14 protein-coding genes and 1 riboswitch are annotated in these 13,705 nt (G+C 69.8%); of the genes, 6 read left to right on the forward strand and 8 right to left on the reverse strand.

Going from position 1 to position 13,705, the window contains the following annotated elements; all coding sequences use genetic code 11:
* Nucleotides 1-11 precede the first annotated feature (11 nt).
* Nucleotides 12-593, forward strand: a complete 582-nt coding sequence (locus ACFOSH_RS11995; RefSeq protein WP_378238858.1) for a TetR/AcrR family transcriptional regulator — start codon at nucleotides 12-14, stop codon at nucleotides 591-593.
* 2 nt (nucleotides 594-595) lie between these two features.
* Here the strand turns inward: ACFOSH_RS11995 and ACFOSH_RS12000 are convergent, their stop codons facing one another.
* Entirely contained in the window at nucleotides 596-1,498 is a 903-nt protein-coding gene (locus ACFOSH_RS12000; protein WP_378238859.1) for a LysR family transcriptional regulator, read from the reverse strand.
* An 83-nt stretch (nucleotides 1,499-1,581) separates the two neighbouring features.
* Between ACFOSH_RS12000 and ACFOSH_RS12005 the strand changes: the two genes are divergently transcribed.
* Both ACFOSH_RS12005 and ACFOSH_RS12010 read left to right on the forward strand, forming a co-directional pair.
* Entirely contained in the window at nucleotides 1,582-2,796 is a 1,215-nt protein-coding gene (locus tag ACFOSH_RS12005; protein WP_378238860.1) for an MFS transporter, read from the forward strand.
* Nucleotides 2,797-2,875: 79 nt separating this feature from the next.
* A riboswitch (guanidine-III (ykkC-III) riboswitch) is annotated at nucleotides 2,876-2,944 on the forward strand.
* Between the two features lie 11 nt (nucleotides 2,945-2,955).
* Nucleotides 2,956-3,270 carry a DMT family transporter gene (locus ACFOSH_RS12010; protein WP_378238861.1) on the forward strand — a complete coding sequence of 105 codons (315 nt, stop codon included), beginning with the start codon at nucleotides 2,956-2,958 and terminating at the stop codon, nucleotides 3,268-3,270.
* A 92-nt stretch (nucleotides 3,271-3,362) separates the two neighbouring features.
* Here the strand turns inward: ACFOSH_RS12010 and ACFOSH_RS12015 are convergent, their stop codons facing one another.
* The 3 genes from ACFOSH_RS12015 to ACFOSH_RS12025 all read right to left on the reverse strand — a co-directional run bounded on the left by ACFOSH_RS12015 (nucleotide 3,363) and on the right by ACFOSH_RS12025 (nucleotide 7,442).
* Nucleotides 3,363-4,691 (reverse strand): carbohydrate-binding protein, encoded by a 1,329-nt coding sequence (locus ACFOSH_RS12015; protein ID WP_378238862.1) that lies wholly within the window; start codon nucleotides 4,689-4,691, stop codon nucleotides 3,363-3,365.
* A 133-nt stretch (nucleotides 4,692-4,824) separates the two neighbouring features.
* Nucleotides 4,825-5,808, reverse strand: a complete 984-nt coding sequence (locus tag ACFOSH_RS12020) for a LysR family transcriptional regulator (RefSeq protein WP_378238863.1) — start codon at nucleotides 5,806-5,808, stop codon at nucleotides 4,825-4,827.
* A 467-nt stretch (nucleotides 5,809-6,275) separates the two neighbouring features.
* Nucleotides 6,276-7,442, reverse strand: coding sequence for a tetratricopeptide repeat protein (locus tag ACFOSH_RS12025; protein WP_378238864.1), 1,167 nt, complete (start codon nucleotides 7,440-7,442; stop codon nucleotides 6,276-6,278).
* A gap of 57 nt (nucleotides 7,443-7,499) precedes the next feature.
* Between ACFOSH_RS12025 and ACFOSH_RS12030 the strand changes: the two genes are divergently transcribed.
* A complete protein-coding gene (locus tag ACFOSH_RS12030; protein WP_378238865.1) occupies nucleotides 7,500-7,814 on the forward strand; it encodes a hypothetical protein in 315 nt (104 codons plus the stop codon).
* A 236-nt stretch (nucleotides 7,815-8,050) separates the two neighbouring features.
* Here the strand turns inward: ACFOSH_RS12030 and ACFOSH_RS12035 are convergent, their stop codons facing one another.
* The 3 genes from ACFOSH_RS12035 to ACFOSH_RS12045 all read right to left on the reverse strand — a co-directional run bounded on the left by ACFOSH_RS12035 (nucleotide 8,051) and on the right by ACFOSH_RS12045 (nucleotide 12,107).
* A complete protein-coding gene (locus ACFOSH_RS12035; protein ID WP_378238866.1) occupies nucleotides 8,051-9,238 on the reverse strand; it encodes a cation:proton antiporter in 1,188 nt (395 codons plus the stop codon).
* A gap of 92 nt (nucleotides 9,239-9,330) precedes the next feature.
* The gene (secD, locus tag ACFOSH_RS12040; RefSeq protein WP_378238868.1) at nucleotides 9,331-11,619 is read right to left on the reverse strand and encodes a protein translocase subunit SecD; all 2,289 of its coding nucleotides are present in this window, start codon (nucleotides 11,617-11,619) and stop codon (nucleotides 9,331-9,333) included.
* 95 nt (nucleotides 11,620-11,714) lie between these two features.
* On the reverse strand, nucleotides 11,715-12,107 hold the full coding sequence (locus tag ACFOSH_RS12045) for a hypothetical protein (RefSeq protein ID WP_378238869.1): 393 nt from the start codon (nucleotides 12,105-12,107) through the stop codon (nucleotides 11,715-11,717).
* Between the two features lie 95 nt (nucleotides 12,108-12,202).
* Between ACFOSH_RS12045 and ACFOSH_RS12050 the strand changes: the two genes are divergently transcribed.
* A complete protein-coding gene (locus tag ACFOSH_RS12050; RefSeq protein WP_378238871.1) occupies nucleotides 12,203-12,748 on the forward strand; it encodes a MarR family winged helix-turn-helix transcriptional regulator in 546 nt (181 codons plus the stop codon).
* Entirely contained in the window at nucleotides 12,745-13,113 is a 369-nt protein-coding gene (locus ACFOSH_RS12055) for a nuclear transport factor 2 family protein (protein ID WP_378238872.1), read from the forward strand. The genes ACFOSH_RS12050 and ACFOSH_RS12055 overlap by 4 nt, the downstream gene beginning before the upstream one ends.
* On the opposite strand, the gene ACFOSH_RS12060 is transcribed toward ACFOSH_RS12055, so the two are convergent.
* Nucleotides 13,114-13,689, reverse strand: coding sequence for a TetR/AcrR family transcriptional regulator (locus tag ACFOSH_RS12060; protein WP_378238897.1), 576 nt, complete (start codon nucleotides 13,687-13,689; stop codon nucleotides 13,114-13,116).
* Between the last annotated feature and the right edge of the window lie 16 nt (nucleotides 13,690-13,705).

Consider the following 13,705-nt stretch of genomic DNA (forward strand, 5'->3'; position numbering starts at 1 on the left):
AGTCTCTGAAAATGGGACGGCCACCGCGGCACACCGCCGACGACTTCCTCGACGCCGCCGTGCGGATCTTCGCCGCCGAAGGGGCCGCCGGGATCACCATGTCGGCCGTCGCCCGCGAGGTCGGGGCGCCGAGCGGATCGATCTACCACCGCTTTCCCGGGCGCCCGGCCCTGCTCGCCGCCGTCTGGCTCCGCACCCTGACCCGGTTCCAGCAGGGCTATCTCGAAGCCCTCGGCCAGGAACCGGCCACCGAGGCCGCCGTCGAAGCCGCCGCCCAGGTCGTCCGCTGGTGCCGCGACCGTCCCGCCGAGGGAAAGCTGCTCTACGGGGGTGACCGCACGCTCGGCGTCGAAGACTGGAGCCCCGAAGACCGCGCCCGCGCCGAAGACGCCGACCAGCGCCTCGACGCGGCGATCACCAAGGTCGTGCGACGGCTGCGTCCGCTGACCGGCCGGAGCACCGACGAACTGATGCTGGCCCTCGTGGACCTCCCGTACGCCGCGGTCAGGAGGCACCTCGACCGCGGCGAGGCACCACCGCCGCGCACCGTCGACCTGGTGGCCAGGACGACCCGCACGCTGCTGTCGGGCTGAGCTCAGGCCCGCACCGGGATCGCGATGGAGAATTCACCGCCGTCGATCAACTCGAGCAGCAGGCGGGCGGCCGGACCGGGCGGCCGCTCACCCCTCGTGGCGATGGTCAGCGGCCACGTGAGGCCGGGTTCGTCGACCGGGATCGTCCGGACCCCCGAGAGCAGCCGGAGATCGGGCACGACGGCGACGCCGAGCCCCGCCGCCACGTAAGCGGGCACCGCCCGCAGATCGGCGACCTCGACGACGACCCGCCGAGGGGCCCCGATCGCCTCGAAAGCGCGGTCCAGGGCGACCCGGTTGCCGAAGCCGCGCGGATTGTCCACGAACGACTCGCCCGCGAGGTCCGGCAAGCTCAGCGACCGCCGGTCACCCAGCCGGTGGCCGTCGGGCAGCAACGCGACGAACGGCACCGAACCGACGAGCTTGGTGTCGAGCCCGGCGAGATCGGATTCGGGCAGGCCGAGCAGGGCGACGTCGAGCCTGCCCTGGCGCAGGTCCTCGGCCAAGCCTGTCGACCCGGTGATCGACACCGTGACGTGCAGCTCCACCAGCGGATACCGCCGGTGGAAGGCGCCGAGCAGATCCGGCAGGTCGAGGTCCCCGACGCTGGTCAGGGTGCCGACGCGGAGACTGCCGCGCAGGCCGGCGGAGGCGTCGGCGACCACCTCGCGTGCCCTGTCGACGGCCTCCAGCGCGGACTTGGCCTCGGGCAGGAACACCAGGCCCGCCGGGGAAAGCGCGACGCGCCGGGTCGAGCGGTCGAACAGCTTGACGCCCAGCTCGCCTTCGAGCGCCTGGATCGTGGCCGACACGGTGGACTGCACCGCGAACAACCGTCGCGCGGCGCGGGTGAAACTGAGCTCCTCGGCGACGGCGACGAAGCATTCGAGCTGACGGGTCTCCACGAGGGCGAATTATCGCAGTTTCGGATAACTGTGACCAGCATTGTTCGTTGGACATGGATGATCCCGGGATTCACAGTGGAGACATGCTGAACACCGTCACCCGCCCCCGTCCCGCGCTCCTGCGGATCAGCCACGGTCGCGGCTTCTGGGTCATCGCGGCCGCCTACGCCGTCTCGCTGGCCTTCTCCACCGTCCCCACCCCGCTCTACGTGCTCTACCAGCAGCGTGACGGCTTCCCGACCTACGTCGTGACCATCGTGTTCGCGGCGTACGCGGTCGGCGTGATGGGCAGCCTGTACCTCGCCGGTCATGTCAGCGACTGGCTGGGACGACGGCGCGTGATCCTCGCCGCGACCCTGACCCAGGCGCTTTCCGCGACGCTCTTCCTGGCGTGGCCGGACGTTCCCGGGCTGATCCTGGCCAGGCTCGTCGGCGGGGCGGGGATCGGCGCGCTGACCGCGACGGCCACCGCGCACCTGTCCGAACTGCGCGCGGTCGCCCGGCCGCGCGAGGACCACGGCCGCGCGGGACTGATCGCGACCGTGGTCAACATGGGCGGGCTGGCGTTCGGACCGTTGTTCGGCGGTATCTTCGCGAGCTATTCGGCCGAACCGCTCAGCACGCCGTTCGTGTTCTTCCTGGTCCTGCTGCTCGCCTCGGCCATCGCCGTCGCGCTCGTCCCGGAAACGGTGGAACGAGCCGAAGAGCGCCCCGCGTACCGACCGCAGCGCGTCTCGCTGCCTTCGAGCGCGCGGCCCGCGTTCTTCGGCGCGGCGATCGGCGCCTTCGCGGCCTTCGCGATCACGGGACTGTTCATGGCGCTGACGCCGACGTTGCTCGCGCAGGGGATGCACCAAAGTTCCCGGATGCTGGCCGGACTCGCGTCGTTCTCCGTGTTCGTCGCGGCGGCCGCCGCACAGGTGATCTTCGCCGGCCTGGCCAGGCGGACCCAGCTGCGGCTCGGCCTCGCGCTGATGGTGGCCGGGCTGGTGGCGCTGCCGGTCGCGGTGACGACAGCCCAGCTGTGGCTCTTCCTCGCGGGCGGGATCGCGGCGGGCGCCGGCGTCGGACTGGGCTTCCGCGCCTCGGTGGCCACCGTCGCCGCCCTCGCCGAACCGCCGGTGCGCGGCGAGGTACTCGCGGCCCTGTTCCTGGCCGCCTACGCCGGACTGGTGCTGCCCATCCTCCTCGTCGGGATCTCGCTGATCTGGCTGCCGAGCGCGTGGGCGCTGATCGGGTTCTCGGTACTGGAACTGGGTTTACTCGCCTGGTCGGCGCCCAAGGTGCTGAACCGTTGACAGTCCACAGTGGCCTGTCCGCGTGGTGATCCTCGTCAAACCCGCGGGCGGCCCGTACCGCCGGTGTGCGATCCTGGTCGTGGAACCTCCTGATCGAGGTCCCCGGACGAGTGGGTGCCGTACCCGGCCAGCGACAAGACGGCGCTCTGGGAGCGCGTCATGTCGTGGCTTGTCCTTGTCGTTTCGGGTGTTCTGGAAGCCGTTTGGGCCACTGCCCTCGGCAAGTCCGAGGGGTTGTCCCGACCGACGCCGTCGGTGATCTTCGGCGTGACTCTGGTGGCGAGCATGGTGGGTCTCGCTTACGCGATGAAGGATCTTCCCGTCGGGACCGCCTACGCGGTCTGGGTAGGGATCGGGGCATCGCTCACCGTCGCCTACGGCATGTGGTCCGGCGCGGAAACCGTTTCGCTGGCCAGAATTCTGCTGATCGTGGGGATCGTGGCCTGCGTGGTGGGGCTGAAAGTCCTGCACTGAGCCGAAAAGAGGGACCGCCCCCGACGCACGGACGACGTCGGGGGCGGTCAGGTCCGGGCGCACCCCTGCGTGTGGCCCGGACGGCTAGGCGGTCAGGCGCGTGCCCAGAGCGCTGGGACGTTCGGCGGCTCCCAACCTGCCTGAGCGGTGTGGCCCTGGAGGGCCCGGTAGGAAACGCCGTTGTAGGTGACCGTCGCACCCGCGGCGTAGGTGGTACCGGCCGCCCAGGTTCCGGTGGGCGGGTTCGACGTCGTGGTGGTCGGCGTCGTGGTGGTGCTGGTCGGCGGGTTCGAACCCGAAGTGACCAGCCGCAGGCCGTAGACGCTCAGGATCACCGAGACCGGCTGGAAGTAGAACGTGCCGCCCGAGGTGCAGTTGCCGGAACCGCCGGAGGTGACGCCCTGGGCCTGGTCACCCGCGAGCCACGAGCCACCGGAGTCGCCCGGTTCAGCGCAGGCGTTGGTCCGGGTGAGGCCGGAAACGGTCCCCTGCGGGTAGGTCACCGACGCGTTCTTCTGCTGGATGGTGCCGCAGTGCCAGCCCGTCGTGGAACCGGAACGGCAGACCGAGGCGCCGATCGCGGCCTCCTGCGAACCCGCCACCGGCACGGTGCCCGGGTAGCGGTTCACCAGCCCACGCGGGGTGTTGCCCGCGTCGACGCGGACCCACGCGTAGTCGTTGCCGGGGAAGGTGGAGCCCGCGACGGAACCGCTCGGGTTCGAGGTCCGCGTACCGGTGGTGCCGCAGTGCCCGGCGGTCACGAAGCCGCCCTCGACCGAGAAACCGATCGAGCACCGGCCCGAACCGAAGGTGTAGGCGTTGCCGCCGATGACATCGATCAGCGGAACAGGGCTCTCGGTGCTGGTCTCGACCCGCACCGCGTCGGCGCGCACACCGGAAGCTGTCGCCCACGACTTCGCGGCGGCCTCGCCACCGGCGTGGGACAGGACGACGATCGAGTTGGTGACGACGTCGACGTACCAGCCCGGCACGTTCTTGGGCGCGGTGCTTCCCTTGGTGTCCAAGGACAGCTTCGCCGCGTCGAGCTGGGCGACGCTCCGCGTGACGGTCTTCGGGGTCGCGCCCGCCGTGCGGACGGTGCCTTCCAGGGCCGCGTCGGTGACCGCGACGGTCAGCTTGGTCCCTGCCGCGTCCAGCCATGATCCGGCATACGACGACCCGAGCCGGGTCTTGAGGGCGCTGTCGGTGTAGGCGGCCTTCTGCTCGTCGGCGAGCCGCGTTCTGGCCTGATCCGGGCTGATCTTCAGATCACGCGACAACGCCGCGACGATCTCCGACTGGACCTGGTCGGCCGCCGTGACGGTCTGGCCGGCGCTGGCGCTCGGGGTCAGCGCGACGGCCGTGACCAAGCCCGCCCCGGTCAGGGCCGCCGCGGCGGCCGCTACGATCTTTCGCTTCATTTCAGGCGTTCCCTCACCGACGTTCCGGAAGAAGATCTCGTCCAGACCGTACGAGGCGCCTGCTGCAAAAGGTACATACCATTTAGGTCATATCCACCCAGTGGACTGGACCTTTCAGCGGCTTCCGCCCAGGTCAGCGCACGCCGGCGTCCGTGTAGTCCACGCCATAACCCGGGTTCAACTCGAGGTACTTCGAGTAGGTCGGCCGCCGGTCGATCAGTTCGCCGTACACCGCGCGGGACAGGGCGATCATCTCCGCGGCGAAGGGGCCCATCTCCCCTCGCTCCGACCAGCCGACGAGATTCCGCCAGCTCAATGGATTCCCGGCGATCGGGACCGCGACGATGCCCGGGATCTCGTGGAACAGCGGCTGGCACAACACCACCGCGTGTCCCGATTCGACCATCTCGATGCAGGTCAGCACATCGGTCTCGTACAGGGAACGCGGCGTGAACCCCGACCGCGCGCAAGCGGAGGCGAAACAGTCGCCGAAACATCCGTCGCCCGGCGTCGCGCACCACCGTTCGTCCGCCAGTTCACCGAGTTCGACCTCGTTCTGCTGCGCACGCTCGTCCCGCGCAGACATCAGCACGAACACCGGATGATGCGCGAGGGTCCGCCAGCGGACACCGGGCTCCGGCGGCGGAGCGGCGTCTCCGCAGACGCCGACGAAGGCGAAGTCCAGCGCTCCCTCGGCGGTCATGTCCGCGAGATTGTTGGCCGACCACGACGTATGCGTGGCGACATGGATGTCGGAGTGAGTGGTGCCGAGGCGCTGCAGGAGCGCCCCGAGCATCGGCCCGGTCGCCGAGCCGAGCCGCAAGGTCATCGGCTCGCCGGTGCCGGCGTGCTGCGCGAGGCGCGCGGCCTCGTCGTGCAGCGACGACACGGCGGGGAGCACCATCTTCGCCCTGTCAAGGACAAGGAGACCGAGCGCGGTCGGCCGGGTGCCCGTGTGATCACGCAGGAAGAGCTTCCCGCCGAGCGTCCGTTCGATGCGTTTCAGCTGTGCGGTCAACGCGGGCTGCGCCATCCCGAGCGTGTTCGCCGCCTTGGTGATGCTCCCGAGTTCGGCGATCGCGCACATGATGCGCAAGTGGCGCAGTTCCAGCTCCATCCCTCTACGTTAGTAGACATAACTGGACTGGACCAGACAAACAATTGAGCCAAATGGCTTCGTATCGTCTTTTTCGCGGTATGCCATCGATGTCAGCAATCCCGGACACGGTGGAGCGGCCGACCGCTACGGTCTCCCTGGAACCGACGGCACCTGGATCTGCACGCGCTGGGCGTCGTCGCCCTGGTGTTCACCGCCCGGCGGGCCGTGACATCCGGTCGATTCTCCAAGCAGGCGGACGAATCCAGGCCCTCGTCCTGTATCCGACTGACGAAGCTGTCGTGGAAGTCGCGGATCGCCGGATATCGCGAAGTCACGGGACAAGGACGGACACTGGCCACCTCGGACGAGCGGACGATGAAGCGGCGCCGGTGTTCACAGTGGAACATCGCCATCGGACCTTCCTCGGCGAGGCGGACGCGTTGTGGGACAGTGCCGAACCGCACGACCTGACCGCGGGCGACTGATCAAGACCGGTCGCGCTGGCGGATCGCGATCTCGAGATTCTCCCGGATCGTCCGGGTCATGCGATGGTCCGGTCCCAGCGCCCGCTCGGCGTCGGCACGCGCCTCTTCGTACAGCCGGATCGCGAGCGGCAGATCACCCGCGACGCCGCGGGCGTAGGCCAGGTCGTTCCGCGAGTTCAGCGTGTCCTGGTGATCGTGTCCGAACAGCCGCTCCCGCGCGGCCAACGTGCTTTCGTACAACTCGATCGCCCGCGCCGGCTCGCCGGAGGATTCGTACGCCCCGGCCAAGTTGTTCCCCGCCTTCAACGTGTCGGGGTGATCGGGGTCCAGCACGCGGTCGCGATCGGCCAGCGTCCGCTCGTGCAGTTCGACCGCTCGGGCGAGGTCACCGGCCGTCTCGCACGCTCCCGCGAGATTGCACCGCGAGGTCAGCGTGTCCGGATGGTCCGGCCCCAGCACGCGCTCACGATCGGCGAGTGTGGCTTCGTGCAGCGGGATCGCCCGTTCCGCGTCACCCGCCGCTTCGTACGACATGGCCAGGTTGTTCCGGGAGAGCAGCGTGTCCGGGTGTTCCTTTCCCAGCAGCCGTTCGCGCCCCTCCAGCGCCTCCTCGTGCAAGGAGATCGCCCGCCGCGGGTCACCGGCGGCATGACAGGCGGCCGCCAGGTTGTTCCGGTAGCTCAACGTGTGCGCGTGGTCGGGCCCCAGCCTCCGCTCGCAGTCTTCCAAGGTGGCCTCGAACAACGCGATCGCCCGCGTCTGGTCGCCGGCTGCCTGGTAGGCGGATGCCGCGTTGCTCCGCGCGTGCAGGGTGTTGGGATCGTCGATGCCGTAGAGCCGTTCGCAACCGGCGCTCGCCCGGGCCGCGAACACGACGGCGGTCGTGGGGTCGCCCTGGCCGAGGGCGTAGAGGCTGAGGCTGGTGGCGAGCTGACAGAGCGGACCGGTGTCGAGGTCGGTGTGGTCGAGCAGCGCCCGGGCATGGGGCAGCACGGCTTGGAAGGCGGGCCAATGCGCGGGCAGCCGGGAGTCGGCCGCGTCGAGCAAGCGGGCGAGCGCGGTGGCGGTGGCTTCACGCGCCTCGTCGATGTCCTCGGGACGGCGGTAGGGGCCGGCGGGATCTCCCACCGTGATCGAGACGGAGCGGTAACGGTTCGGGAACGGCACTCGTCCAGTCGATTCCCTGCCCATAGGGTGCCTTCTTTCGCGCCCAGGGGAGGGTTCGTGCACATCCACGCCAGACGTCGATCCATCAGCTTCAGCGGCCGGACGATCACGATCAAGGCGGCCGTCGAAGGACTCGGCGACCGGAGACATACGTTCAACGTCGAAAAAGTCAGTGGTATCAAGAACATTCCGCCGACGGCGTTCAAGCCGGGCAGGCTCGTCTTCGAAGTTCCCGGGGCCTCCAAGACGGTCGTCGAGGACGTGCCCTTGTACGCCGACAAGGTGGACATGAACACCTTCACCTACGGCGGCATGAATTCGAAACACGTGAAAGCACTCGAAGCGGCGATCAGGAAAGCGATGAAGGCCTGACCCCTCGTGAGAGGTAAGGACGGTTATTGAGAAGAAGGGCGAAGGTGTCGTGTTCGGGCGAGATGGCCGATCTCGCGTGATCGGACGACGTTCACCGTGTTCGCCGCCTGATCACGCGAGTTCCGTTCCTGATCACGCGAGTTACGTCTTCGCGCACCGCAGGTGCAGACACGACACCACCGGCTCAGGTCCAGGACCTCGTGAGTAGCAGGGACGGTTCTAACCGTCTTTACCGCTCAAGAGGTCTTGGACTTGCGGTTCAGGAAGGCCGACGCCCCGACACCGTGCGCGGCGACGCTCGCCAGCACGGTCACCGCCATGACGCTCAAGGCGGCGTCCGCCGCGTCCCCGTCGAGTGAGTTGTAGGCCAGCAGCCCGAACACGATCGACGCCGCGCCGCGCGGCGCCAGCAGACCGATGGTCATCCGGTCCCGCCACCGGAAATCCGTCCGCAGCAAGGTGAGCAGCACCGGGATCAGCCGGGCGACGGTCAGCGCGACGACGCTGACGATCACCACACCCCAGGTGAGGCCGAAGGACAGCACCAGTACCGCGGTGCTGCCGAAGACGAACCACATCAGCAGCCCGCACAGCGAGCTGACGTCCTCGGCGAGCCCGAGTTCGTCCTCGTCGGGGTGCCGGGCGGTCTTGTAGGCGATCCCGCAGATGAACGCGGCGACGAAACCGTTGCCGCCGATCGCGACGGCGGCGGTGTAGGTCAGCAGCGGCAACGCGACGGCCGCGACCCGCGCGGAATGCCGCGTCGACCAGCCGTGCCTGCCCGTCACGTTCATCGCGACAGCGGCCACCGCGCCGATGACGGAGCCCGCCAGCACGGCCAGCAACGCCGCCGGGACAGCGGCCTGCAGCGCCTCACCCGGCGTGCTCGCCTGGTGATTGCTCCCCGCGAGGGTGAGCGCGAAGATGAACACCGGGGCGACGACGCCGTCGTTGTACCCGCTTTCGACGTTCAGCAGGTGCCGCACGCGTTCGGGCACCCGGACGTCGTGCACCACCGAGGTCGCCGGAGCGAAGTCCGTGGGCGCGATGATGCAGGCGATCAGCAGGATCACCACCCAGCCGAGGCCCGGCAGCACCAGCAGGCCGACGCCCATCACGATCAGGATCGTCAGTGGCAGCGCGATCAGCAGCAGCCGCACCGCGGTCTTGGCGTCACGCCCGAGATAGCCGCCCTTGACCGCGGTGGCGTCCACGAACAGCAGCAGCGCGAGGATCAGTTCCGCCGCGTTGAGGGCGATCTCGGTATTGAGCCCGTTGCCGAGATCGTTGCGGGTGCTGAACCCGATCGCCAGCCCCGCCGCGACCATCGCCATCGGCGCGGTGATCTGCCACCGTTCCAGCCGTGCCGCTGTCATCGTCCAAGCCAGCACGACGACAGCGCCGACGAGCACGCTCTGGATCATCTACCCCGCCCCTCGTTCCCGGTGGACTCCCCTGCCACCGGGAACGAGCATAGAGGCCGGGCGGAGCCCGGCGGTCCACAAAGGAACGCCGATCACACCACCGCGCCGTTGTCGTCGCGCTTCTGTGTCCGCGACGCCTTGCGGACGGGACGGCCGGCCCCGGGCCACCGCTTGTCGAGCAGGATCGCCACGGGACCTGCGGTGGCCACAGTGGACACCGTGCCGGCGACCAGACCGAGCAGGAGCGCGAGCGCGAAATCGGCCAGCGAACCGTCGCCGAGGAACAGCAGCGCCCCGAGCACGAACAGCACCCCGATCCCGGTGTTGATCGTCCGCGGCAACGTCTGCAGCACCGCCGTGCCGACGACGCGGGCGAACGGCTCCTTGCGGTGCTGTCCCCGCACCTCCCGGACCCGGTCGAAGACCACCACCGAGTCGTTGACCGAGTAGCCGATCACCGTGAGCAGCGCGGCGAGGAAGACGCCGTCCAGGGACTTGCCCAGCCAGGCGAAGATCCCGAGGATGATCAGGACGTCCTGCGCGAGCGCGGCCACGGTGGCCAGCCCGAGGCGCCAGTCGAACCGCACCGCGAGGTAGATCAGTTGCGCCAGCACCGCGAGGCAGAGCGCGATCACCGCCTTGGTGCGCAGTTCGACGCCGAGGCTCGGGCCGATCTGCTCGTCGCGGATCTCGGTCGCGTCACCGGCGACCCCGGCGACAGCGGTCCGGATCCGCTCGGTGGCGGCCTCGTCGATCGGCTCGGTGCGGACCGAGATGTCCTTCTCCCCGGACAGCTGCACGACGGCGCGGGGGAATCCGGCGTCGGAGACAGCGTCGCGGATCTGTTCGACGTCGGCGGGCGACGAAGTGCTGTATTCGATCACCCGGCCGCCGGTGAACTCGACGCCGAGGTTCGGCCCCGCCACGAACAGTCCCGCGATCGCGGCGATGACGACCGCGCCCGCCACCATCAGCCAGCGTTGGGGCTTGCCGAGGAACTCCGGGTCGCGCCTGTTCACCCACTGGCGGACCCGGCCCTCGTGGGTGAGGCCGGAAAGCCGCGGTTTGCGCGCGACCACGCCCCGCATCGTGAGGTGCAGCAGCCAGCGCGTGAGCACCAGCGAGATGAACAGGGCCACGATGACACCGATGGACAGCGTCACCCCGAACCCGCGCACCGGGCCGGATGCGAGCCAGAACAGCAGTCCCGCGGCGAGCAGGGTGGTCACGTTCGAATCGACGATCGCCGACAACGCGCCGCTGAACCCGCGGCTGACCGAGCGCGGCAGCGTGCCTCCCTGTTTGACCGAGTGTTCCTCTCTCGTCCTTTCGAAGACGAGCACGGTGGCGTCGACGGCCATGCCGATGGCCAGGACGAATCCGGCGAGCCCCGGCAAGGTCAGCGTCGCGCCGACGGCGAGCAGGGCGGCGTAGGACACGGCGGCGTACGCCACCAGCGCGCCCACTGCGACCAGCCCGGCCAGGCGGTACACCGCCAGCAGGAACAGCGCGGTCAGCGCCAGGCCGATCACGGCGGCGCGGGCGCTGGCGTCGATCGCGGCGGCGCCGAGCGTGGGGCCGACGGTCCGCTGCTCGATGATCTCGACCGGTGTCGGCAGCGCGCCGGCGTTGATCAGCAACGCCAGATCCTTCGCTTCGGCCGGGGAGAACTGCCCGGTGATCTGGGTGCTCCCGCCGGCGATCCCGACCCCGCAGGCGACCTGCGGGCTCACCTGGGGCGACGAGATCACCTTGTCGTCGAGGGCGATCGCCACCCGGCGGGCCGGGTCGCCGGGCGGCGAGCAGGCCGCCTGCCCGGTCAGTCCTTCCCAGGCTCGGCCCGAATCCCCTTTGAAGTCGACGGAAACGAGCCAGCCGCCGCCACCCTGCGAATCGATCGACGAGCGTGCCCCGTCGACACCCTCGCCGGTCAGCGCGGCGGGTCCGAGCGTGATCGGCCGGCCGCTCTCGTCGGGAAGGACGCGGGTGTCCGGCTTTTCGCCGGGGACGGATCCGACGCCGATCACCGGATGAAAGGACAGTTGCGCGGTACGGCCGATCACTTCGACGGCTTCGCGCGGATCCCGCACGCCGGGCAGTTCGACGATGATCCGGTTGTCCCCGGAGCGGGCCAGCATGGGCTCGGCGACGCCCAGCGCGTCGACCCGGCGGCGCAACACTTCGAGCGTCCGGTCAGTGGTCTCCGCGTCGGCGGTGACGGTGGGCGAATCCTTGGTCTCCAGCACGATCTGCGTGCCACCACGCAGATCGAGCCCCAGGCGCGGGGCGGTGGTCAGCAACAAATACACGGTCGCGGCGAGGATGACCAGCGAGACGACGGCTCGCCCGGTCATGCCTCGCCGCGCGGTTTCGCGCGGCACGACGGTTTCTCCTCGATGAATTCACCCGCGCGCGGAAAGCGAAAGCAGGCGCGCGGATTCCCGGTCCGGGCACGCGGAAGACGTGCCCGGCAGCTTCAGACGGCTACCGGGAGAGGAGGAGCGCGATCCCCCAGCGCGAGGCGGTTCGCCGTGCGCGAGGGAGGAGTGACGTCGTCGTGGAGTTCGCTGAGCCGGAGCAGCGTCGTGGACGCGGGCCCGTGCGGGACGGTCCCGAAGAGCGGCAGGTCACCATGACCGTGCACACCCAGCAGCGAAGGTTCGGCGGCGAGCCTGCCCATGGCGCGCACCGGCGCCACGGCCTTGGAGACCGAGGAGTCGACCGTCGCGTTCGCCCCACGCGACTCGTCCGCCGAAGCGGAATCGCCCGAGTGGAGCGCGAGGAACAGGCCGAGTGCGGTCAGCACGGCGGCGAGCAGGACCAGCACGGCCTGCCTCGCAGGCCGGTACGTCCGGCGCCCCACCGTCATCGACACACTCCCGGGTCTCGCCGACACCTTACTTGTCTCACGCCCCTCCCCGCCGATGACAGATACGGAAGTACGTATTAAAGTAGTGCTTCACTATGAAGCACGTAGATGATTTCGGCCGTGATCGGGACGACCTGCTGTTCGATCCCCGGGTGCGGACAGCGCTCGCCGAGTTCGCCGGCGACGACGATCTCGGCGCCTTGGAGGCGGCGGCGGCCATCCGGGCGGCGGCACGGGGCCTGGACAAACTGCGCTCGACGGGCACCGACAGCCGCGGGCTCAGCCCCGGCGCGCTGGACATCCTGATCCGCTTGGCGGGCAACGAGACCGGGGTCAGCATCAAGGATCTCGCCGGCTCCGCGGGGGTGAGTTCGAGGAACGTGACCGGCCTGGTCGACACGCTGGAACGCGGTGGCCTGGCCGAACGCGTTCCAGCGCCGGAGGACCGGCGTTCCGTGCTCGCCAGGATCACCCCGGCGGGCCGGACCTGGCTCGACGAGTTCCGGCGGCCGTCACAGGCGGCGATGGCGGCGGTCTTCCGCGGTTTCACTCCCGCCGAGACGGCCTTGATGCGGCATCTCTGCCTGCGCGTGGTGGAAAACCAGGACCGTTTGGCCCGCTATCCGGAGGAGCGTTCATGACCGGCACGACACGAGAGACCGTCCAGGCCTATCACCGGGCGAGATTCGCGGGGGACGTGCCCGCGGCGGCCGCCCTGCTCGATGACACCTTCGTCTTCCGGAGCCCGATGATGACCTCCGACGCCGACGGGCACCTCGCCGGGCTGCCCGGTTTCCTCCAGGTGGTCACCGGCGTCGACATGATCAGTGAGCTTTACGGCGACACGGAAGCCACGCTCGTCTACGACGTGCACACCGTCCTCCCGATGGGAACCCAGCGCACCGCGGAGCACTTCCGGCTGCGGGACGGCCGGATCGAGTCCATCACGCTGATCTTCGACGCGACACCTTGGCATCCGGTGCCGGCCGCGGCCGGTTCGGCCTGATCAGCCGGAGGCCGCGTCCCGCCACAGGCGCGTGATCCCCGCGCGGACGCGGTCCTCCCCCAGTTCCGGCAGCAACGCGGTCAGGTGCTCGGCCGCCAGCGGGGCCAGCAGGGCGTGCGCGGCGTGCTCGGGGTCGGGAACGCCGTCGAGCAGGATCGCGACGTGCCGGTGCCAGAACCGGTAGGCCCCGATGCGGTACCGCGCGCCCGGCGCCGCGGTCTCCGACATCCGCACCAGTGGCAGATGCTTGAGCACGTAGCCGACGTACGCGTCCGCGAATGCCACGAGCCGTTCGGCCGGCGGAGCGCCGGGGCCCAGCGGCGGCGGGCCGTGCAGGATCCCTTCCTGGAGCACGCGTTCCCGGGCGTCCAGCAGCGCCGCGGCCAGCCCCGCCTTGTCCCCGAAGCGGCGGAACAGCGTCCCCTTGCCCACTCCCGCAGCCGCCGCCACCTGGTCCATCGACACCGCTTCGACGCCGTGCTCGGCGAACAGTGACGCGGCCGCGTCCAGGATGGCGGCCCGGTTGCGGGCGGCGTCGGCACGCTCCTTGGGGGGCGGCGTGCACAGAAGTTCCAGCGGCGTTGCAGAAGCG

The organism is Amycolatopsis speibonae (assembly GCF_042647925.1).
Taxonomy (GTDB): Bacteria; Actinomycetota; Actinomycetes; order Mycobacteriales; family Pseudonocardiaceae; genus Amycolatopsis; species Amycolatopsis speibonae.